Annotated in this window: 19 protein-coding genes and 1 pseudogene; 6 read left to right on the top strand and 14 right to left on the bottom strand. The window is 74.8% G+C overall.

Going from position 1 to position 19,297, the window contains the following annotated elements; genetic code table 11:
• Positions 1-172: 172 nt before the first annotated feature.
• Positions 173-727 (top strand): hypothetical protein, encoded by a 555-nt coding sequence (locus tag ACWD4P_RS34745; protein WP_449782378.1) that lies wholly within the window; start codon positions 173-175, stop codon positions 725-727.
• Positions 728-890: 163 nt separating this feature from the next.
• On the opposite strand, the gene ACWD4P_RS34740 is transcribed toward ACWD4P_RS34745, so the two are convergent.
• A complete protein-coding gene (locus tag ACWD4P_RS34740) occupies positions 891-3,539 on the bottom strand; it encodes a DUF7824 domain-containing protein (RefSeq protein WP_449782377.1) in 2,649 nt (882 codons plus the stop codon).
• A gap of 780 nt (positions 3,540-4,319) precedes the next feature.
• On the opposite strand from ACWD4P_RS34740, the gene ACWD4P_RS34735 reads away from it, so the two are divergent.
• The gene (locus tag ACWD4P_RS34735) at positions 4,320-4,976 is read left to right on the top strand and encodes a maleylpyruvate isomerase N-terminal domain-containing protein (RefSeq protein ID WP_449782376.1); all 657 of its coding nucleotides are present in this window, start codon (positions 4,320-4,322) and stop codon (positions 4,974-4,976) included.
• A gap of 632 nt (positions 4,977-5,608) precedes the next feature.
• Here ACWD4P_RS34735 and ACWD4P_RS34730 read toward each other — a convergent pair.
• Complete coding sequence (locus ACWD4P_RS34730; RefSeq protein WP_449782375.1) at positions 5,609-6,811, bottom strand: sensor histidine kinase; 1,203 nt, start codon at positions 6,809-6,811, stop codon at positions 5,609-5,611.
• Positions 6,808-7,491 (bottom strand): annotated as a pseudogene (locus tag ACWD4P_RS34725) (response regulator transcription factor). Before ACWD4P_RS34725 ends, ACWD4P_RS34730 begins: the two are co-directional and overlap by 4 nt.
• Before the next feature lie 164 nt (positions 7,492-7,655).
• On the opposite strand from ACWD4P_RS34725, the gene ACWD4P_RS34720 reads away from it, so the two are divergent.
• Positions 7,656-8,348, top strand: coding sequence for a M15 family metallopeptidase (locus ACWD4P_RS34720; protein WP_449782374.1), 693 nt, complete (start codon positions 7,656-7,658; stop codon positions 8,346-8,348).
• A 227-nt stretch (positions 8,349-8,575) separates the two neighbouring features.
• A complete protein-coding gene (locus ACWD4P_RS34715) occupies positions 8,576-9,487 on the top strand; it encodes an endonuclease/exonuclease/phosphatase family protein (RefSeq protein ID WP_449782373.1) in 912 nt (303 codons plus the stop codon).
• Positions 9,488-9,737: 250 nt separating this feature from the next.
• Here the strand turns inward: ACWD4P_RS34715 and ACWD4P_RS34710 are convergent, their stop codons facing one another.
• The 7 genes from ACWD4P_RS34710 to ACWD4P_RS34680 all read right to left on the bottom strand — a co-directional run bounded on the left by ACWD4P_RS34710 (position 9,738) and on the right by ACWD4P_RS34680 (position 15,222).
• On the bottom strand, positions 9,738-10,403 hold the full coding sequence (locus ACWD4P_RS34710; protein WP_449782372.1) for a GDSL-type esterase/lipase family protein: 666 nt from the start codon (positions 10,401-10,403) through the stop codon (positions 9,738-9,740).
• A gap of 133 nt (positions 10,404-10,536) precedes the next feature.
• Positions 10,537-10,785, bottom strand: a complete 249-nt coding sequence (locus tag ACWD4P_RS34705) for a hypothetical protein (RefSeq protein WP_449782371.1) — start codon at positions 10,783-10,785, stop codon at positions 10,537-10,539.
• A gap of 208 nt (positions 10,786-10,993) precedes the next feature.
• Entirely contained in the window at positions 10,994-11,989 is a 996-nt protein-coding gene (locus tag ACWD4P_RS34700; protein ID WP_449782370.1) for a hypothetical protein, read from the bottom strand.
• A complete protein-coding gene (locus tag ACWD4P_RS34695; protein WP_449782369.1) occupies positions 11,986-12,861 on the bottom strand; it encodes a hypothetical protein in 876 nt (291 codons plus the stop codon). Before ACWD4P_RS34695 ends, ACWD4P_RS34700 begins: the two co-directional genes overlap by 4 nt.
• Positions 12,858-13,706 (bottom strand): hypothetical protein, encoded by an 849-nt coding sequence (locus ACWD4P_RS34690; RefSeq protein WP_449782368.1) that lies wholly within the window; start codon positions 13,704-13,706, stop codon positions 12,858-12,860. Before ACWD4P_RS34690 ends, ACWD4P_RS34695 begins: the two co-directional genes overlap by 4 nt.
• Positions 13,707-13,759: 53 nt before the next feature.
• A complete protein-coding gene (locus tag ACWD4P_RS34685; RefSeq protein WP_449782367.1) occupies positions 13,760-14,614 on the bottom strand; it encodes a hypothetical protein in 855 nt (284 codons plus the stop codon).
• A 305-nt stretch (positions 14,615-14,919) separates the two neighbouring features.
• Positions 14,920-15,222: a response regulator transcription factor gene (locus tag ACWD4P_RS34680; protein ID WP_449782366.1), complete on the bottom strand. Its 303-nt coding sequence runs from the start codon at positions 15,220-15,222 to the stop codon at positions 14,920-14,922.
• Between the two features lie 315 nt (positions 15,223-15,537).
• On the opposite strand from ACWD4P_RS34680, the gene ACWD4P_RS34675 reads away from it, so the two are divergent.
• Positions 15,538-16,278, top strand: coding sequence for an AraC family transcriptional regulator (locus tag ACWD4P_RS34675; RefSeq protein ID WP_359826798.1), 741 nt, complete (start codon positions 15,538-15,540; stop codon positions 16,276-16,278).
• Here the strand turns inward: ACWD4P_RS34675 and ACWD4P_RS34670 are convergent.
• Complete coding sequence (locus tag ACWD4P_RS34670) at positions 16,254-16,910, bottom strand: class I SAM-dependent methyltransferase (RefSeq protein ID WP_359826796.1); 657 nt, start codon at positions 16,908-16,910, stop codon at positions 16,254-16,256. The two genes, ACWD4P_RS34675 and ACWD4P_RS34670, sit on opposite strands and share 25 nt — an antisense overlap.
• 34 nt (positions 16,911-16,944) lie before the next feature.
• Here ACWD4P_RS34670 and ACWD4P_RS34665 point away from each other — a divergent pair, with 34 nt between their 5' ends.
• Positions 16,945-17,373, top strand: coding sequence for a hypothetical protein (locus tag ACWD4P_RS34665; protein WP_449782365.1), 429 nt, complete (start codon positions 16,945-16,947; stop codon positions 17,371-17,373).
• A 77-nt stretch (positions 17,374-17,450) separates the two neighbouring features.
• Here ACWD4P_RS34665 and ACWD4P_RS34660 read toward each other — a convergent pair whose 3' ends face one another.
• From ACWD4P_RS34660 to ACWD4P_RS34650, 3 genes are all read right to left on the bottom strand, one after another.
• On the bottom strand, positions 17,451-18,203 hold the full coding sequence (locus ACWD4P_RS34660; protein WP_449782364.1) for a CPBP family intramembrane glutamic endopeptidase: 753 nt from the start codon (positions 18,201-18,203) through the stop codon (positions 17,451-17,453).
• Positions 18,204-18,318: 115 nt separating this feature from the next.
• Complete coding sequence (locus ACWD4P_RS34655) at positions 18,319-18,744, bottom strand: arsenate reductase/protein-tyrosine-phosphatase family protein (protein ID WP_449782363.1); 426 nt, start codon at positions 18,742-18,744, stop codon at positions 18,319-18,321.
• On the bottom strand, positions 18,741-19,297 hold a 557-nt coding region (locus tag ACWD4P_RS34650), incomplete at its 5' end, for an ASCH domain-containing protein (protein WP_449782362.1). The genes ACWD4P_RS34650 and ACWD4P_RS34655, both read right to left, overlap by 4 nt.

Below are 19,297 nucleotides of genomic sequence, written 5' to 3'. Positions count from 1 at the left end.
GTAGCACTTGCCCTCGCCCGCGCGAGAAGTCGGCCGGTCCGACTTCTCGCGCGGCAACAGAATTGTCGGTCCTGTCTGATGATCTTGACCGACAGCAGGGCGTCGCCGCGGGATCCCGACCAGGACAGGGCAGGACGGGACAGCGACGGCCGTTCGGACAGGAGTGTGGGACATGGTCGCCGCCGGAGTGGTCATCGAGAACCGCGAGCGGATCCAGTGGAGGCTGGATCCGCTCGTGAGCGTCGGCCCGCTGCGGTTCGGCATGCTGTACGACGACGCCGTGGAGTCCCTTGACGGGCTCCTGGAACCTTCCTCGTACAGCACGAGCCACTACGGCCGGGTGCGGAGCGACGACTTCTTCCTCCCGCACACGTCGAACGATCCGTCCCTCACCGTCTACTACGACGCCGAACGCCTGGTCTGCGTGGCGGTCAACGCGCTGCGCGGTCCGCAGGTCACCCTGGAGGCGCTGCCGCTGGTCGGCCGCGTACCGTCCGAACTCGAAGCCGAGTTCGCCGAGTACACGGCCGCCCACGGGAACGACCTGAGGTACGGCCAGTACGGGGATCCCGGCTCGGAGGCATTGGGGACCGTCCTTCGCGCCCAGCGCGCCGGAGATGTCGTGCTGAGCCGGCCGGTGTTCGTCGGGCCGGCCTGGGCGGAGCGCTGCGGCGACGCCGCGGAAGGCCGCGTCCCCGTGGCGGAGTGGAACGACCGGCACTGGTAGCCGATGCGAGCAACCCGGCGGCCACGGTCCGGTCCGGTCCGGTCCGGACCGGGCCGGGCCGGGCCGGGCCGTGAACGATTCGCCGCCGGCGCCGGGAGTGCGCCTGGCCGACACCTCCCGGTTCGGCGACCACGCCCGGCCCTGCCGGACAGCCGGCGGACGTCTACCCTCCGGTGGATGCCCCGGCCAGCACCTCTCGCAGGGCCCGCGCCTCCTTCACCACCCGGCTCGACCCGCCGCGCCCGGCCGTCGCCGACACCTCGGCGATCGGTCCGCGCGAGCCGCTGCGCCGCGCGCAGTCGGCTGCCACCGCGAGCAGCTCGCCCGTACCCCGGGCGGGCGTGGCCGTGAGCAGTTGCGGCAGGGCCGCGGCCAGCACCGACCACACCGTGCCGTACGCCCCCGTCGCGGCGGCGGCCCGTACGGAGTCGGTGAGCCGGTTGGCCTTCACCGCACCGATCAGCAGCAGCTCCGCCAGCTCCCGCCCGAGCAGCGGGCCGTCCAGGTCGCCCCGGGCCGCGAGCACCAGCAGGGCGTCCACCGCGGCGGTGCGGTCCTCGGGCCGCCGGGCGCCCAGCCCGTACCCGACGGCCAGGTGGACGGCCGGCCCCGCCGGGCCGCCGGCCTCGACGAGGTGGGGAAGCAGTTCGGCGGTGCCCCGGCCCTCGGTGTGGGCGAACGCGTCGAGCAGCCGGGCGGCCAGTTCCTCACGGTGGTTGGGCAGGGCCGCGAGCCAGAGCCGGGGCGGCGTGCCGGGGCGGTACCGGATCGTCCGCGGCCCCGAGTGGACGAGCGGACCGACCAGTTCGACGAAGTCCGGGGCCAGTGTGCCGTCCACCCCGGAGCGCCGATCAGTGGACTCCTCTCCGGGCTGGTCGACGACGGTCAGCACGACGCCCTCGAACTCGTGCGCCCGCCAATGGCCCTCGAGGTCCTGCGCCGGGGTGAACCGCCTACGGGTGGACGGCTGCGCGGGCAGCCCGCGCGAGCGGAGCCAGCGCGCCACGCACTGCCCGGCCGGCGATCCGAGCCGCTCGGCGGCGGCCGTCACCTCGGGGTCCTCGGTGGGCACCACGCGCAGCAGGGCCTGCGAGAGGTCGGCAGCCCCGGGTTCCGCACCGGCTGCCTCGTAGACGGCGAGACGGTCGACCAGCGTCGCCGCGTCCAGCGCCCCGGTGGCGGAGGTCGGAGTGGCGAGCAGGAAGGGCGTGCCGCCGGTCCGGATCCGGTCGGCCGCCTCCTCCAGCCGGCCGGCCAGCACGTCACCGAACTCGGTGCCGAAGCCGGGGCTGCGCAGCGACTCGGGAGTCGCCTGGCCGACTGCCGCCAGGGCGACGTGCAGGACGGCCCGCGGCGAGCAGTCCGCCCAGCGCGTGCCGCTCCACGCGTGGGCGCGCAGCACCGGCTCCAGCGCCCGTGCGAGCGCCGGGCGGTCCCGGTGGACGTGCCGGACCAAGCCGTCGAGGACGCGTTCGAAGGCCACCACGTCCGGGTCTCCGGCGAGGACCGCGCCGAGCTCCTCGGCGACCTCCTCCGCGCTGTCCAGCGGTCCCGGCACCGGCACGGGCGGCGGCACCGGCGGCAGCAGCTCCCGATACGCCTCGGCGGGCACGGGGACGCCGCCGCCGAAGAGTTCCCCGGCCCGTGCGGTGTGCGCCGGGTCGAGCAGTTCGGCGGCCGCTCGCAGCTTCGGGAGCACCGCCGGTCCGGCGGCGGGGAGGTGGCTGGCCGTCACCCTCAGGGCCCGGCCCTGCAGGTCGGGGTCGGGGTGACCGAAGGCGTGAGCCGCCGCGAGCACCACCTCACCGGAACGGGCCGGGTCGCGCCGCGCAGCTTCGTCCAGCCAACCGAGCTGGGCGCGGACGAGCTTCTTCTCGGTGCGCGTGAGTACCGTCGCCGAGGCCTCGGCGAGCAGGCCGGGAGCCGGCAGGCCCGCCCCGTCGAGGTCGGCGAGCACCTGCTGGGCGTGCGCGGCGACGGTGGGAAGCGCGTCGAGCAGCGCGAGGTAGGTCCTGGCCCGGGCCGTTCTCTCCTCGGCGGTCGGGGCGAAGGCCCGCAGCAGCTTCAGGAAGCCGCGCTGATCGCTGGTCCGCCCGCCCCGTGCCAGCCGGGCCAGGCAGCGGTCGATCATTTCCGCCCGGTCCAGGATGCCCTGCTCGGCCAGCCGCATCAGGCAGGTCGGCCACCAGTCCTCGGGGCGCTGCTCGTTCCCCGAAGCGTCGAGCATGGAGCCGATCTCGTCGAGCTCGAACAGCCTCGACGTCAGGAGCGGCACGAACGGGTCCTTCGACAACCGTTCCCACAGGGTCGCACCGGTCATGCCGACGATCAGGTCCCGGCGGGACGTGTACGGCCAGGTCCGGTCGAGGCACCAGCGCGTGACGAATCCGTCCGAGGTCGGCACGTCGCAGCCGGTCGTCAGCACCAGGTGTTCCAGCAGCCGGTACTTCCCCTTCGCCCAGGAGGTGGCACGGCGCTCGGCCAGTCCGGCGACCAGCGCGCTCCGCCACTCCGGCGGGCGGCTCTCGATCACTGCCCGCAGGGCGGGATGATCCCAGCTGTCGTCCTGCCGGAACCCGGGGCCGCTCCTGCTCAGCCAGGCGGCTGCCGAGGTGGCGGCGGTGTGGCAGCCGGCCCCCGCGACCATCAGCGACAGGAGGACGTCGCGCTTGAGCCACCACTCCTCGCCGATCTCCTGGTGGATCTCCTTCAGCTCCGCGATGCAGTCACGTCGCTGAGCCGGCGTCAACCCGGCCAGTTCCCGGACCACACCGTCCGCGTCTCCCGCCCGCACCCGCTCGATCAGCGTCATCGCATTCCCTCCACCACCATGCTCCCGTCCCCGTCTTCCGCCCTGCGGCCGGCCACCGAGCCCTGGTTCGAGCACAGGCTCACCGCGGGTGCTTGGCCGGCACGGCCCGCGCCCGCCCCGGCGCTTGGCCCACCCGGAGGACGCTAGGGCTCCGCACTGACAAGCCGGCCCCCGGGGGCCTGGGAAAAGCGCTGCGCAACCGGTGTCAGGGGCAACGACGTCCACCGGCCGAGCGGCGCCCAGTAGAGACAGGCAGGATCATCCGGCTTCTCGCTCCGCCTCTGCGCGGGCCACCCACGGATTCGGCCCAGGTCAGATCGAGGGTCATCCGGACGGCATGTCGAGAGGTACTCATCCGCGCACTGATCAGTAACGGGCGGGGCACCCGATGAGTGATGAGCGCCTACGCAGTGGACAGCGGACAGAACTGGTGGACCTGCATGACGGCCCGTCCTGAGCCGGCCGGTGTTCGTCGGGCCGGCCTGGGCGGAGCGCTGCGGCGACGCCTCGGAAGGCCGCGTCCCCGTGGCGGAGTGGAACGACCGGCACTGGTAGCCGATGCGAGCGGGGCCGGGCGGGCGATGCCGCCCGCGCGCCCCCCGCCGGGCCCGAGAAGCCCCAGGACCCACCAGCCCCCGCGACACCGGCAAGACGCGCTGCGCGTGCGGCGGAGTGGGAAGTCGGCCGGCCCGACTTCCCACTCCGCGGCCGGGGGCGGCCCGGGGGCGCGCGTGTTTCAAGGCGCGGACGGGCGGGTGTGGGGCGGGGTAGTTTGCGGGGGTGGGGCTCTTCGGGCGGTCGTGGGCGGCGTTGCGGGCGGCGGTGGACGGGCTCGCGGCGGAGGACTTCGCCGCGCCGTCCGGGTGTGCGGGCTGGCTGGTGCGGGACCTGGTGTGCCACCTGGTGATCGACGCCCAGGACGTGCTGATCACACTGGCGACCCCCTCCCCCGCGGAGGCGACCCGCGACGCGGCGTCGTACTGGGAGGTCCACCGCGAGCCGCCGGACGGGCAGGACCCGCTGGCAGCGCTGACCGTACGGCTGGCCGCCGCCTACGGGGACCCGGCGCTGCTGCGTTTCCACCTGGACGACGTCGGCGCCGCGGCCGGCCGGGCCGCCGCGCTCGCCGATCCGCACCTGCGGGTGGCCACCCAGGGGCAGGTGCTGACCGTCGCCGACTACCTGGACGCGTACGTCCTGGAGTGGACGCTGCACCACCTGGACCTGGTCGCGCACCTGCCGCACCTGCCGGGCCCGCCCGCCGAGGGCCCGGCCGCGGCGCGGCGGCTGCTGGAACGGATCGCCGGGGCCCCGTTCCCCTCCTCCTTCCCGGACCCGGACGCCCTGCTGGTGGGCACCGGGCGGCGGCCCGCTTCGGCGGCCGAACGGACGGAACTCGGGGCGCTGCGCGCCCGGTTGCCGCTGCACCTCGGCTGAACGGCGACGACAACGGCAACAGCGACGGCGAGGGCGACGGCGACGGCGACGGCGACGGGAAGAGGATGTCGGGCCGGCACGGTGATCCACTGGAGTCCGCCCGGCACATCCGGGAAGTCCGGGCTCGTAGGGGGTTCCCGCTCGGGGCGCGTCCCGCCGCCGTCGTGACGGTCGCGGCGGCCCACTGCGGCCACCACGGGCAGGGCGGCCGGGTTGGATCCCGGGCGGCGCCAGCGGCGTCGGCCGGGGTGACGCGGTGGCCGGGGGCGGCCGCTGTCCCCTGTCCGCTCCGGACGGCCCGGACGGCCCGGACACCGAACCGGTTGCGGGATAAGCGAGTTGGGCCGCATGCCCGGTCGGCTCGGCGAGGTCGGGGCCGAGACAGTGTCGGGTGCGCGCACGACCGCGCCGTCGAGGACGTCCTGAGGAAGTGCGGCGAGGCGTTCACCCCCGCTTCCGGCTCGACGTCCGGCAGGAGTTCGTCCGGTTCCGCGTGTTCGGCGGGAAGACGGCGGGAAGGGCGGCGAGGCGAAGGCCGTCACCGTGACGTACTGGGCGACGGCCCGCACCGCCCTGGCGACCGGCGGCGACGCGGTGGGGTGCGCGCGCCGACGACGCGAGGCGGGCCGCGGCTACCGCTCGGCGGGGCCGGGCAGGAGGAGGGTCGCCCGCAGGCCGCCGGTGGGGGCGGGGGTGAGGCGCAGGTCGCCGTGGTGGGCGTCGGTGATGGCGGCGACGATCGCCAGGCCCAGGCCGTGGCCTCGGCGGGCGGGGTCGGTGGAGGCGGTGCGGCCGCGGCCGCGCAGGAAGGGTTCGGTGAAGGTCGCCACGGCCTCGGCCGTCAGCTGTGGGCCGGTGTTGGTGACGGTGAGGCGCACCCGGTCGGGCTGCCGCGGGTCGGGGCCGGTGGTGACGGTGGCGTGTCCGCCGGTGGGCAGGTTGTGCCGCAGCGCGTTGTGCAGGAGGTTGACGGCCGCTTGGCGCAGCAGGACGGGGTTGCCGGTGGTCGGGGCGGGGCGCAGGTCGGCGGTGAGGGTGACGCCGAAGGCCTCGGCCTCGTCGTGGACGGCGGCCAGGGCCTCGCCGGTGGCGGTGGCGAGGTCGGTGGGGGTGAGTTCGGGCGGGGCGTGGCCGAGGTCGGCGAGCTGGAGGAGGGCCTCGCTGATCTCGATGCCGCGCTGGTTGGTGTCCTGGAGGCGGGTGACGAGCCGGCCCCAGTCCTGGCCGGCCGGGTCGGCGGCGGCGACCTGGAGCATGGTGCGGGTGATCGCCAGCGGGGTGCGCAGTTCGTGGGAGGCGTTGGCGGCGAAGCGCTGCTGGGCCTCGAAGGAGTGCTGGAGGCGCGCCAGCATCTCGTCGAAGGCGTCGGAGAGGTCGGTGAACTCGTCGCGCGGCCCGGTGAGGGCGATGCGGTGTTCCAGGGCTCCGCTCGCGGCGCGGTGCGCGGCGCGGGTGATGTCCTGCAGCGGGCGCAGCACCCGGCCGGCGATCAGCCAGCCGCCGATCACGCCGACGGCGGTCAGCAGGGCGAGGGCGTAGCCGCCGGCGGTGAGCAGGGAGTGGAGGATCTCCTGGCGGGAGGGGGCGTCGGAGCGGTAGCGGGGGTTGGAGGAGGTGAGGGGGTAGTTGGGGATGTACCGCATGCCGACGTAGACCACGGCGAGGGAGAGGGTGCCGGCGGTGACGGCGAAGAGGGTGTAGCTGAGGGTCAGCCTCATCCGGGCGGTCAGGCGGCGCGGGCGTTCGGTGCGGGGGCGCTCCGTACGGGGGCGTTCGGTGCGGGGGCGCTCCGTACGGGGACGCTCGGCTCGCGGGCGCTTGTCGCGTTCGTTCACCGGGGGCCGTCCGCCCCGCCGGGCCCGGTGAGGCGGTAGCCCACCCCCGGCACGGTCTGGATCACCCACGGGTCGCCGAGGCGTTTGCGCAGCCCGGAGATGGTGATGCGGACGGCGTTGGTGAAGGGGTCGGCGTTCTCGTCCCAGGCGCGTTCCAGCAGGTCCTCGGCGCTGATGACGCCGCCGCGCGCCGCCATCAGGACCTCCAGGACGGCGAACTGCTTGCGGGACAGGCCCACGTAGCGGCCGTCCCGGTAGACCTCGCGGCGGAAGGGGTCCAGGCGCAGCCCGGCGTACTCCAGGACGGGCGGGGCGGCCTGGGCCGGCCGGCGGGCCAGCTAGCGCAGCCGGACGACGAGCTCGGCGAGGTCGAAGGGCTTGGTGAGGTAGTCGTCGGCGCCGAGTTCGAAGCCGGCGACCTTCTCGTTCAGGCGGGCGGCGGCGGTGAGCATCAGCACCCGGCAGCCCAGGGCGTTCTCGACGATGCTGCGGCAGACGTCGTCGCCGTGGGTGCCGGGGATGTCGCGGTCGAGGACGACGACGTCGTAGCTGTGGACGGCCAGGCGCTCCAGCGCCGCGTCGCCGTCGGTGACGATGTCGCAGGCGATCGCCTCCAGCCGCAGTCCGGCCTGGACCGCCTCCGCCAGGTAGATCTCGTCCTCCACCACCAGGACCCGCACGTGCCGTTCTCCCGTCCTCGCCGTTCGCCGTTCGCCGTTCACACCCTCGCGTCCCATTGGACCCGATGGGACCTATCGAAAACGTATCGACCTGCGCAGACGTCCTCGCAACACCGCGTTTCCTCCAATGGTCCGGCAACGGACGAACACGCAGGGAGACACGAATGGACGCGACGGAGACGACGGAGACGACGGGAACGGCGGGGTCGACGGACCAGGCGGCGCGGGCGGGAACGGCGGAGACGGCGGCGCGGGGCAAGCGGCGGCGACTGGCCGCGGGCGCCTCGGCGGCGGCGGTACTGGCCCTCGTCGGGGCCTGCGCCGCCGACCCGCCCGGCACCGAGGCCGTACTGCGCACCCTGGCCGCCACCGTCGCCGCCCAGCCCGCCGCGACCGCCCAGCCCACCGCGGCCGGTGGCGAGGCGGACGGGGAGATACCCGACGGCGTGAAGCTGAGCCCCACTGACACCCACGCCCCGGCCGTGGGCAACCTGGACGCGCCCCTGCGCGAGGCCCTGCAACGGGCGGCCGACGACGCCCGGACGGAGCGGGGCATCGAGATGACCGTCACCTCCGGCTGGCGCGACAAGGCCTACCAGCAGCGGCTGCTGGACCGGGCGGTGACCAAGTACGGGAGCGTGGAGCAGGCCCGGAAGTTCGTCAACACCCCGGAGAAGTCCGCGCACGTCTCCGGGAAGGCGGTGGACGTCGGCCCGACCGACGCCGACTACTGGCTGATCCAGCACGGCGCCCGGTACGGGCTGTGCCAGGTGTACGCCAACGAGATCTGGCACTTCGAACTGCTGACCCCGCCGGGCGGGACCTGCCCGGCTCCGCTGCCGGACGCGGCAGGGTGAGGGGGCGCGCCATGGCTGCTCCGGTGTTTCCCGGAACGCCGTCCGCCGAGGCCGACCGGCCGGACGGCCCGGCCCGAACCACTCGGTCGGCTTGGCCGGCTTGGTCGGCCCGGTCGGCGTGGTTGGCCCGGCTGGCTTGGTTGGCAGGGTTGGCCAGGCCTGCTCGGCCGAGCCGGCGACGTGCCTCGCCCCCGTGGCGGGCCGTACCGGTGTGGCGGCGCGGGCGCGTGCCCGCCGCCCTCGGCCTGCTCACCGCCCTCGCCCTCGGCGGCCACCGGCTGGTGCCCGACCTGGGCCTCGGCCTTGGCCGGCTGTGGGAGAGCGCCCTGCCTTGGAGCGGCCTGGTGGCGGTGGCGGCGCTGCTGTGCGCGGCGCTGCGCCGGGCGCCGACGGCGGCCTGCGCGGGCGGGGTGCTGGCCGTGGTGTGGGCGGTGGTGTTCGGGGCCGTGGTGTTCGCGGCGCCGCTGTCCGGCGGGGCGCCGACGGGCGGGGCCGGCGGGCCGGGGCTGACGGTGGTCACCCACAACGTGAACGCCGCCAACCCCGACCCGGCCGGCACCGCCCGCGCGCTGCTCGCCGCCGAGCCGGACCTGGTCGCGCTGGAGGAGGTCACCGACGCCACCCTGCCCGCCTTCCGGAGCGTGCTGGACGCGGCGCTGCCCCACCACGCCCGCACCGGCACCGTCGCACTGTGGAGCCGCTACCCGGTGACGGAGTCCCGACGGCTGGTCATCGACCCCGGCTGGAACCGCTCCCTGCGGGCCGAAGTCCAGGCCCCCGGCGGGCCGTTGGCCGTCTACGTCGCCCACCTCGCCTCGGTGCGGGCGACCGTCACCGGCTTCGCCACCGCCCACCGCGACCGCGACATCGACGCCCTCGCCCGGGCCGTGGACGCCGAACCGCTGCGCCGGGTCCTGCTGTTGGGCGACCTCAACACCGCCGCCGACGATCGCGCGCTCACCCCGCTCACCGACCGCCTCACCCCGGCCCGCACCGGCTTCGGCTTCAGCTGGCCGTCCTCCTTCCCGCTGGTCCGCATCGACCACGTCCTCACCCGGGGCGTGGCCACCACCGCGACCTGGACCCTGCCCGCCACTCCCAGCGACCACCGCCCGGTGGCGGCGAGGCTGTCCGCGTAGCGGCGGGCCCCGGCGGCAGGGCCGGGCGGGACCCGCGGTGAGCCCCCGGCGGCAGGCCCGGGCGGCGGAACCGGAGCGCGCTCCGGGGCAGGTCCGGCAGCTGTGCCGCCGGGCCGCATGCAGCGCACGGCAGTACCGGGGCCCTCCCGACCGGTGGCCGAAGGAGCGGCGCGGCCCCGGCGGGCCTCCGCGCGGCGCGCCCGGCCCGATCCCGGTCAGGCCCCGGTCCCGGTCCCGGTCCCGGTCCCGGTCAGGCGACCTGGCGCAGCCAGGCCGCCGCGAGCGCGGCGTGGCCGGCCGGTGTCGGGTGGACGCCGTCGGCGGACCAGTGCTCCGGAGTGGTCGTCGCGGAGAGTTCGGCGAACATGCCGTCGGCGGCGATCAGTTGGGCGCCGTAGCGGCAGGCGAGTCCGCGTACGGCCTGGATCTTCGGGTCCAGGTCGGCGCGCCAGGCCGCGCGTTCCTTCTCGCCGATGAGGACCGCGTCGCCGGCTTCGACGGTGCCGTGGATCGGCAGCAGGAACGGTTCGATGAGGATGAGTCGCGCGCCCGCTTCGGCGAGGGGTTCGAGGAGGCGGTCGTAGTCGGCCTCGAAGTGCTCGGCGGGGATGACGTGCCCGTTCGGGTCGAGGGTGTGCCAGCCGGTGTCGTTGGCTCCGACGAGGACGGACAGCACGTCCGGGCGGGCGTCGAGCACGTCCGTCTGCCAGCGGGCCCGCAGGTCGGTCGCCTTGTCGCCGGCGTTGGCGCTGTTCAGCCAGGTCACCGGCCGGTCGGGGTGGCGGTGGGCCCAGGTGCCCGCGACGCGCAGCGGGTAGCCGGTGCCGAGGCCGTCCTCGCTGTCGCGGCGTCCGCAGTCGGTGATCGAGTCGCCGGTGAACATCACGGTGCTGCCCGGTCGGATGGTGATCGTCATCGGGGCTCCTTGGAGGGGTGGAAGGGAACCCCTCGAAGGTGCCGGTCGGTACTGTCGGCGCACCGGCGGCGGTCGGCATTCCCTCGGCATTTCCCTGTCATCACGCCTACAGGAAAATTGATGTGACGAAACGTCAGCTCACCGGGACGGCGTCCTTCGGCAGGGTGTGCCAGTTGGTGACGGCCGGCTTGTCGACCGGGGTGGTGCCGACGGGGACGCTCTCCGGGTTCGGGTCGGGGTTGCGGACGCCGATGATGACGTCGGTGTACTGGACGGCCTGGTTGCCCTTGGTGGTCTTGGCCATGATGCCCGCGTACGCGGTCTTGGCGCCGCTCAGGGTGATCTGCTCCCCGGCGGTGAGGGCGAGGCGGCGCGTGCGCACGGGTTCTCCTGCTGTCGTACGAGTGGTCCGGCGGTGGGGCTCTCTGACGCGTCATCGCCGTACGTGGGGGTCGTTCACGGGCCGGTGCGGAAAACATCCCGGTCTTGTTCCAGCAGGCCGGGGGTGTCCGGAGGGCCGGGGAAGACGTCCGGGCCGGCTCCCCTCGGTGGGGAGCCGGCCCGGACGGACTGGACGGGACTGAACGGGGTCAGGCGAGCAGGTCGGCCTGGAGGGTGACGACCTGCCGGAAGGGCACGGTGGGCACGCCGGCGGGGTTGGTCATGGTGACGACGGCGAGGACGTCGGCGGCCGAGAGGTAGGCGACGCGGGCGGTGGGGGCGCCCTTGGTGCCGGCCGTGGTGGATTCCACGGCGGTCAGGCTGTTGCCGTCGAGGGTGTCCCAGTCGTCGCGGGGGGTGCCCTTGGTGTCGGGTGCGGCCTTGGGGCGGGCCTTGGAGCGCAGGTCGGCGAAGGCGCTCCAGGACTCCCGGACGGAGCCGAAGCGCAGCAGCCGGATCTGGGTGCGGGTGCCGTCGGAGGCGGTCCACTCCCGGACGGTGGCCGCGCGGCAGGCGTTCTCCAGCAGCAGGGCACGCACCTTGACCGGGTCCTGCTGGTCCTCGGCGAGCGCCTCGCAGGGCGTCCACTGGCCGGGCTCGGTACCGGGGGCGGCCGCGGAGGCGGAAGCGGAGGCCGGGGCCGTCGGGGAGGCGGCGGGCGTCCCCGGGGCGGTCGGCGTCCCCGAGGGGGTGGAGCCGGCGGTGGGTGCCGGGAAGACGGGCGGGGTCAGGGAGCCGCCGGCTTCCTTGGGGGCGGGCAGCAGCAGGTGGCGCAGGTCCGCGTGGTGCGGGGTCTTGCCCTTGCCGTCGGGGGCGTTCTTGCCGGCGGGCAGTGGCGGCAGGGTCAGCGGCGCGAAGGTGTAGCGGCCGTCGCTCGCGGTGGCCAGGCCGGGCAGGTCGGTGCGGTCGGGGGCGGTGACGGCCAGGGCGGTGCCGGTGCCGGCGAGGGCGAACACCAGGGCGGCGCAGCTCCAGCGCACCGCGGCCTTGCGGCGCCGGGTGCGGCGGGCCTCCTGCTCGGCGAGGACGGCGGGGTCCACCGGGGCGGCCTCGGGCGCGGCGAGTACGTCCGGGGCCGCGTCCGGGCCCGGGGCGGCGCCCGGCGCGTCCGGCGCGGGCGGCGGCGGAGTGGCGTGGTCGGTCATACGGACGCTCCCGGGCTGGCGAGGCGGTCGAGCTGGAGGGTGAAGAGGGCGACGATCTTGTCCTTGGGCAGTGGCGCCACGCCCTCGGCGCTCATGACCACCAGGAGGTCGCCCTCGGCGGCCGAGCACTCCAGGTAGTCGATCGGCGCGGACGGCGGCGCCGGCATCAGGTAGCAGTGCGCCTCGGGGTGGCCGGGGACGGCCGGGCCGACCCGGAACAGGCCGGTGTCGCCGGTGAAGACCGCGGTGTACTCGTTGATCCGCTGCACTTCCTGCTGGTTGAACTGGCGCACCTTCATGCCGATCACCAGGTCGTTCCCGTCGGCGAGGTAGGTGCGCACGCCGGAGGCCTTGACGTGCATGCTCTCCCAGTACGAGCGCATCTTGTCGCGCTTGTCCTTGGGGAGCTGCTGGAGGTCGGCGTCCATCTCGGCGGCCAGCTGCTCGCCGTTCTGCTCGCTGTCGTTGCCGTAGCCGCCGTCGTCCGGTCCGGGCTGGTAGCCGGCCGGGACGGGCAGCAGCAGGTCGCGCATCGAGCCGAAGTGGCTGCCGTTGGACTTGGCGCCGTACGGCGTGGCGGTCGTGGTGGGGGTGGGAGCGGTGGACGGGGCGGCGGCGGTGGCCGGCGCGGGGTCGTCGTACTGGGTCTTGATGATGCCGACGCCGATGGCCACGCCGACCAGCGCGGCGGCGGCGGTCGCGGCGCCCGCGCGCAGCAGCCGGCGGGAGGCGGGGCTCGGCCCGGCGGGCACGGCCTGCTCGGCGGGCGCGACAGGCATGGCGGGCGCGACAGGCGCAGCGGCGGGCGCGTCGGGCGCCGGCTCGGAGGCGCCCGGGGCGACGGCGGTGGTGGTCACGGTGTCGTCGTTCATGCGAGCCGCTCCCACTGCCGCTTGGCGAGGTCCTTGAGGGTGTCGGGGTTCGTCGGCTTGGTGTCGAGAACCTCGATCGTCATCTCCACCGAGCCGCGTTTGGCGTGGGCCCCGCCGTAGTAGTACTGCTCGGTGCTCTCGGCCCAGTGGCTGGGCACGATGTCCACCTTGTAGCCGCCGTTGGCGCCCTCGGCGAACGGCAGCGGCCAGTAGCCGCTCTTCGCCTCGTCGGCGCGGTCCTCGGTGAACTGGACCAGCTGGACGCGGTAGAAGACGCCGTCCTTCTTCCAGTTCACCTGGGCCGCGCGCCGGAAGCCGCGCGAGGCGAGGTCCTTGAACGTGGCGGCCGCCCCGCCCTTCTGCTCGGCGAGTTCGCCGAGCGAGACCCAGCTCGGCTTGTCCGGGCGGTCCCCCCAGGGGCCGCTGCCCTCGGGGGCGCCGATCAGCAGCTTGGTCAGGTCGCCGTCGATGGCGAGCGGCGCGGGCTGCTCGGCGGCGAGGGCGGACGGGTCGACCCGCTCGGCGGGGTAGGCGGGGAGGGCGACCTGGAGCGGCGGCAGCGGCGTGGGCGGGCGCTGGGCCTGCACGGCGTAGCCGATGCCGCCGCCGGCCAGGGTGCCCAGCACCAGGGCGCAGGCGGTCAGCAGCACGGGGCGGGGGCGGCGCGGGGCCTGCGGGGCCTGCGGGGCACCGGCCTCGGGCGCGAACGGCGCGGCGGGGACGGCGGGTTCGGGCGCGACGGGCGGGGCGGCGGGCGGCGCGGCGGGCGGGGCGGGCGGAACGGCGGGCGGGGCGGGCGGAACGGCGGGCGCGGCGGGTACCGGCTCCGCGGGTTCGGTGGTCACGGAAGTGGCTCCAGAGGAGGAAGGAGAGGAAGAGGGAAGGCGTGGAGCCGGGCTCAGCCGCCGGTGGTGAGCCACTCGCGCTGGCGCTTCATCAGCTCGTTCAGCAGCGCCTTGTCGGGCGTCCCCTTCACGTCGACGTCGATCGTGTACTGGACGTCGCCCTGGCTGGAGATGCCGCTCATCGAGCCGGTGTAGGCCTGCTGCTTGGGGGCCTTCAGGTAGCCGCGGCCGCCGGAGTCGACGTCGAACGGGTCCAGCGACTTGATCGTGTAGTTCTTGGCGAAGTCGGCCGCCATCGCGGTGGAGCCGAACTTCAGCAGGGTGACGGTGACTTCGGCCTTGCCGTCGGCGGTGCGGTACATCCGGTTCGCGCCGCCCTTGTAGCCGTAGGACTTGAGGATGCCCATGATGCCGTCCTGCTTGCCGAAGACGTCGGCGACGTCGTCGTCGCTCATGGCCACCCCGTCCACGGGCCCGTAGGACTCGCCGCCGGCCGGGATGGGGAGCAGGAAGTAGCGCAGGTCGCCCTCGTGCTTGCCGCCGCTGACGGTGCCCTTGACGGTGCTGGCCGGGGCGGGCTCGGCCGGGACGGCGGTGGGCACCGGGACGGGCTGGGCCGAGGGCGTCGCGCTCACGGTGGCACTCGCGCTCGCCTTCGCCGGGGCGGCCGCGGCGGCCGGGCGGGCGTCGGGCTTGCCGACGGCCACGGTCACGGCGGCGCTGGCCGCGGTGACGGCGACCAGCCCGGCGGTGGCCAGCGCGACGCCGACGGCGCGCGGCAGCCGGCGCGGGGCCTGCTCCGGTACGGGCGGCGCGGCGGCGGCCTCGGACACGGCCGCAACGGCGGCGGCCGGTGCTGCCGGTGCCGGAGGTCCGGCGGCGGCGCCCTCGTTCTCGGGCTCAGGCAAGGAAATCCCCCCAGTGAAGAATGCGGAATCCCACGCGCGGGCTCCTCACGGGAACCACTCCCCAGCGGGTTCTCCGGGCGTTCCGTCACGCGTGTCGGCAGGAATTATGAAAGGCCGCCGACATCGCTGCCAAAAAAATCAACCGCCACACTTTCCCCCAATGTTCGACGAATCGGACACACCGTGATCGAACCGCAATGGGCACTGTCCTGCGGTGATGACGCTGTGTCGACACATCGATTCGAACAATTCCTCCTCCCCTCCCGGCGATCCCGCCACCCGCCACCGGCCGCCGGCCGGCGCCGTCAGATCCACCCTTCCTCCCAGGCCCGCCGCGCCGCCTCGTGGCGGGTGCGCACGGCGAGCTTGGTGATGGCGCCCGAGAGGTAGTTGCGGACGGTGCCGGGCGCCAGGTGGTGCTGCTCGGCCAGCGCGCTGATCGCCTGGCCCCGGTGGACGGCGCGCAGCACGTCCAGTTCGCGCGGGGTCAGCGGGCAGGGCGTCTCGGTGAGGGCGTGGGTGGCGAGCCCGTGGTCGATGTAGCGGCCGCCGCCGTGGACGTCGCGCAGGATGGCGGCCAGCCGTGCGGCGGAGGTGGTCTTGGGCACGAAGCCCTGGATGCCCGCGAACGGCGGTACCGGCTCGGCCCTGGCCCAGTTCTCCGACCGGGCGGCCGTCTTCACCCTGGAGCACCTCGCCGGGTGACGCGCCCCGCGCCGGGCCCGCCCGGTCGGGGGCGGCGGGGACGGCGGTCCGGGCCCGAAGTCGTCCGGCTGCGCCTACCGTTGGAGCGTGGACGGACAGGAGTTCAGCGAGGAAAGCCCGCTCGACGACCCGTACCCGGGCGGCCGCGGGGCCCGGGTACGGAACCGGACCTCCGGCGTTCGGTCGGCCGCCCGCCGGCCGGGCCGGGAGGCGGGCCCGTGGCGGTGACCGCCAAGGAGGCCAAGGCCGCCAAGGCCGCCCCGGCCCCGCGGTTCGCCGTCGGCCCCGGGTACGCGCTGTACCGGGGGCCGCTGGCGGACAGCGCCTTCCACCGGCACGCCGCCTTCCAGGTCGCCGTCGCGAGCGGGCCCTCGCGGCGGCTGACGGTCGACGACGCGGCCGGGCGGCGCCACCGCGGGCCCGCGATCGTGGTGGCGCCGATGGTGCGTCACCGGATGGCCCCGACCCGCGAGGTGCTGGTCTTCTACGTGGACCCGCACTGCGCCCTCGCCGACCGGCTGCGGCGCCAGTGCGGCGAGGGCGTCACCGTCGCCCCGCAGTGGCAGGGCCTGACCGAACGGGACGTACGGCCGCACGGTGCGCGGCCCGCCGGGGGGCTGGACCCTCGGCTGCGGGCGGCGATGGCGGCACTGGCCGACGACCAGGTGCCGCTGGAACTCCTCGCCGCCCGGGTCGGACTGTCGCCGCAGCGCCTGCGGGCCCTGGCGCAGCGGCAGTTGGGGGTTCCGCTGGCGCGCTGGCGCAGCTGGCAGCGGCTGTCCCGGGCGGCGCTGGCGCTCGGCGAGGGGTGTTCGCCGGCCCAGGCAGCGCTCGCGGGCGGCTTCGCCGACCAGGCCCACTTCTCGCGCTGGATGCGGGAGTTGACGGGCCTGACGCCTTCGCAGGTGCTGCCCGCCCTGCGGGGAGCGGAAGTTCAGGCGGGGCGGCGCGCGGTGTAGAAGGACAGCGAGCCGGTCACCGTCGCGACGGTCTCCACCTCGCGCACGTTCTCGAAACCCGCCTCGGTGATCAGCCGGGGCAGGATGCCGTCGGCGTTGGGCTGGGTGTCCTGCTTGCCGTCGACGAACTGGACGATCCGGAAGGCCAGGCGCATCGCGGGCGTTCGCTGGCGCCCGAAGTCGGCGATCACCAGCTTGCCGCCGGGGCGCAGCGTGCGGTGCATGGCGGCGAGGACGGCCTGTTTCATCGGGACGGGGCACTGGTGCAGGACGAGGCTGGAGACGACGGTGTCGGCCGCCTCGGAGCCGACGAGTTCGTCCACGGCGTCGCCCATGCCGGTGCGGAAGTCGGTGGTGGCGCCGGCCGCGGTGGCCTTGCGGCGGGCCAGGCGCAGGACGGCGGGGTCGGGGTCGACGCCGATGACGGTGGCCTGGGGCTCGGCGCGGCCGAGCAGGACGGCCAGGGAGCCGGTGCCGCAGCCGACGTCGACGATGACGTCACCCGGGCGGGGGGCCGTGTGCATGGCCGCCAGGCTGCGCCAGAGGCGTTCGCGGGTGAGGGAGACGATCGGGTCGTAGAGCCCGAGGGCGAGGCGGCCGGCGGCGGGGGTGAAGGTGTCGGTCGGGGTCATCGGGCCAGTGTGGCCGGGTGGTTGGGGCGCCGTCTTGAACGATTCGCTCGCCCGGGGCGGGTCCGGGGGCGGCACCGACGGGGGACGGAGGCGGGAGCAGGGCGGGCGCGACCCGAATTGCGACGGCTGCAAGAGCCATGCCGTCAGGTGGACGGCGGCGTCACGGAAAGCCCTGTCGGACGCCCTGGACAGCAAAGCCGTCAAGCGCCGCCTCGAACTTCCCCCGCACCGCTACCTCACGGCCCGCGCGTCCACGACCGGGCTGGAGAAGTACTTCCAGGGCGCGTCCTGGATCAGCCGGCTCCTCCGCCCCACGGGGGCCAACCTCGGACTGAGCGCCCTGTGCGCCAGCACTCAGACAACGTGGACGAACAAGGACCGGACCAGAGCGGTGATCGAGCAGTACAAGCACGGGGCGGCCATCATGGAGGTGTACTACATCAACGGCACCGAAATGAGCTGAGCGCAACCTTTCCGGGCGGGAATTCGCCCGCCCGAACGCCCGAGCCGCAGGACCGCCACGCCGCGGGAGTCGAACCCTCACGCCGGCGGGGGTGGTCCGAGCGCCGGGGGCGGAGCGGCCGGGGCCCGGAGCAGCAGCACCAGCCCCAGCGCCAGGTCGACGACCACGTCCGAGGCCTGCAGCCAGTCGGCCGTCCTCCCCGGCGAGTAGATCTCCAGGTAGTCGGACAGCGCGTGCAGCAGGACCAGCGGCCAGATGCTCCCGATGTACAGGCGCGCGCCGCACAGGAAGAAGCCGAACGCGCCGGCCTCCAGCACCTGCCACAGCGTGTTGCCCAGGGGCGCGCCGAAGAACAGCCAGTTGTCGAGGTGCCCGAGCCCGAAGAGCACCGCCGCCAGCACCGACGCGCGCACCGCGCCGAGCGGCCGCGCGAGCTCCAGCACCAGGGCCCGGCTGGCCAGTTCCTCGTTGAGCCCGATGCTCAGCATCAGCACCACGCCGCCCGCCAGGGCCGCCGTACCGCCCTCGATCCCGGGCAGCGCCGCCAGCCCGGCCAGCACCGCCACCGGCAGCAGGGCCGGCCAGCGCGCCACGGCGCCGAGGCCCGTCACCCCGCCGGACGCCGACAGCCCCCAGGCCCGCAGCGGCACCCAGACGGCCACCGCGGCCACCAGATTGACCACGGTCGGCCCCAACTGCGGGAACCACGCGGGCTCCAACGGCGGCAGCGCCTTCGCCACCCCCACGATCGCCGCCTGCCACAGCACCGCGGCCCCGACCGCCCCCACCACCGGATGCCCGCGCACCCGGCTCCCCCAACGCGTCAGCACGGCTCGATGGTAGGCGCGGCGAGGTCAAGTCGGCATCAGTTCAGCAGAGTTGCCCTCCCGGGCGGCCCCGCGCCGCTTCGCGGGCCCGCCCGGGAGGAGGCGCCCACTGTGCCGGTCAGCCAGCGTGGAAGAGGCGGGTCGCGTTCTGGATCTCGGCGACCGCCCTGGCGAAGTCCTCCGGGCCGCCGCCCCACGGGTCCGTGATGCCCGGGCCGAGGACTCGCACCGCGCGGTCGGGGCCGACGAGGGCCCGGACGGTGTCGGCGGTCTCCTCGTCCACGGCGAGCAGGTCGTCCGCCCAGTCGATCTGTTCCCGGTCGAGGAGGACGCCGCGGTGCGCGGTCAGGTCGTAGCCGAAGCCGGCGGCGGCCTGGATCATGAGCGGGTGGGCGGGTTTGCCGACGTGCCAGTCCCTGGTGCCCGCCGAGCGGACGAGGAGCGTACCGCCCGCGCGCTCGGCGATGACCAGCGCGGCGATCGGGGAACGGCAGTGGTTGCCCTTGCAGATCACCAGGACGGTGCGGCGGCGCGGGGAGGTCACCGGGGATCGACCCGTTCGATCTCGAAGGTGAGCACTCCCAGCGCCTCCTTGTGGGGCGGGAAGATGGCGTGGATCGCCTCGAGCTGTTCCGCCTCGGTGGCACGGGGGTTGACGGCCTCCACGCGCTCGGTGCCGAACATCTCCTCGAAGGTTCGGTACGTGCCGATCCGCGTGACCTCGGTCAGGCAACTCGACTCGCGGCAGGTGAAGTTGATCAGGTCTCCGACCCTGATCCGTTTCATCGACTCGTAGGCGACGCGGACCTCGACCGTCTTCTCGCCCGTGGCGATCAGGTCGAAGTACTGCCGGTAGATCGGTATGTTGCGGGGGCGCTTCGCCCGGGAGTCGTGCGTGTCGGGCCGGCGGGTGCTCATCAGGGTTTCCCATGCGGTTGTGGTGTAGGACCGGAAGAAGTGCCGGGGGTCGCTCAGCACGAGCCGCGTCAGGCGTCTCACTTCCCGGTGAACGCCCTCTCCGTAGAGCAGGGTCCATCGTCGCGGTGCCAAGAGGAATGCGCCAGACAGACCGGGCGGCCCCGCGCGACGCGCGGGGC

The organism is Kitasatospora sp. NPDC002543, assembly GCF_053594915.1.
The sequence above is the reverse complement of the archived record's forward strand: the minus strand, read 5'-3'. Positions and strand labels throughout refer to the sequence as shown.

Excerpts from the sequence above, each read along its gene's own strand:
- ACWD4P_RS34695 (WP_449782369.1), bottom strand. The coding sequence starts at position 12,861 with ATGAACGACGACACCGTGACCACCACCGCCGTCGCCCCGGGCGCCTCC.
- ACWD4P_RS34745 (WP_449782378.1), top strand. The coding sequence starts at position 173 with ATGGTCGCCGCCGGAGTGGTCATCGAGAACCGCGAGCGGATCCAGTGG.
- ACWD4P_RS34710 (WP_449782372.1), bottom strand. The coding sequence starts at position 10,403 with ATGACGATCACCATCCGACCGGGCAGCACCGTGATGTTCACCGGCGAC.
- ACWD4P_RS34720 (WP_449782374.1), top strand. The coding sequence starts at position 7,656 with ATGGACGCGACGGAGACGACGGAGACGACGGGAACGGCGGGGTCGACG.
- ACWD4P_RS34700 (WP_449782370.1), bottom strand. The coding sequence starts at position 11,989 with ATGACCGACCACGCCACTCCGCCGCCGCCCGCGCCGGACGCGCCGGGC.
- ACWD4P_RS34740 (WP_449782377.1), bottom strand. The coding sequence starts at position 3,539 with ATGACGCTGATCGAGCGGGTGCGGGCGGGAGACGCGGACGGTGTGGTC.
- ACWD4P_RS34670 (WP_359826796.1), bottom strand. The coding sequence starts at position 16,910 with ATGACCCCGACCGACACCTTCACCCCCGCCGCCGGCCGCCTCGCCCTC.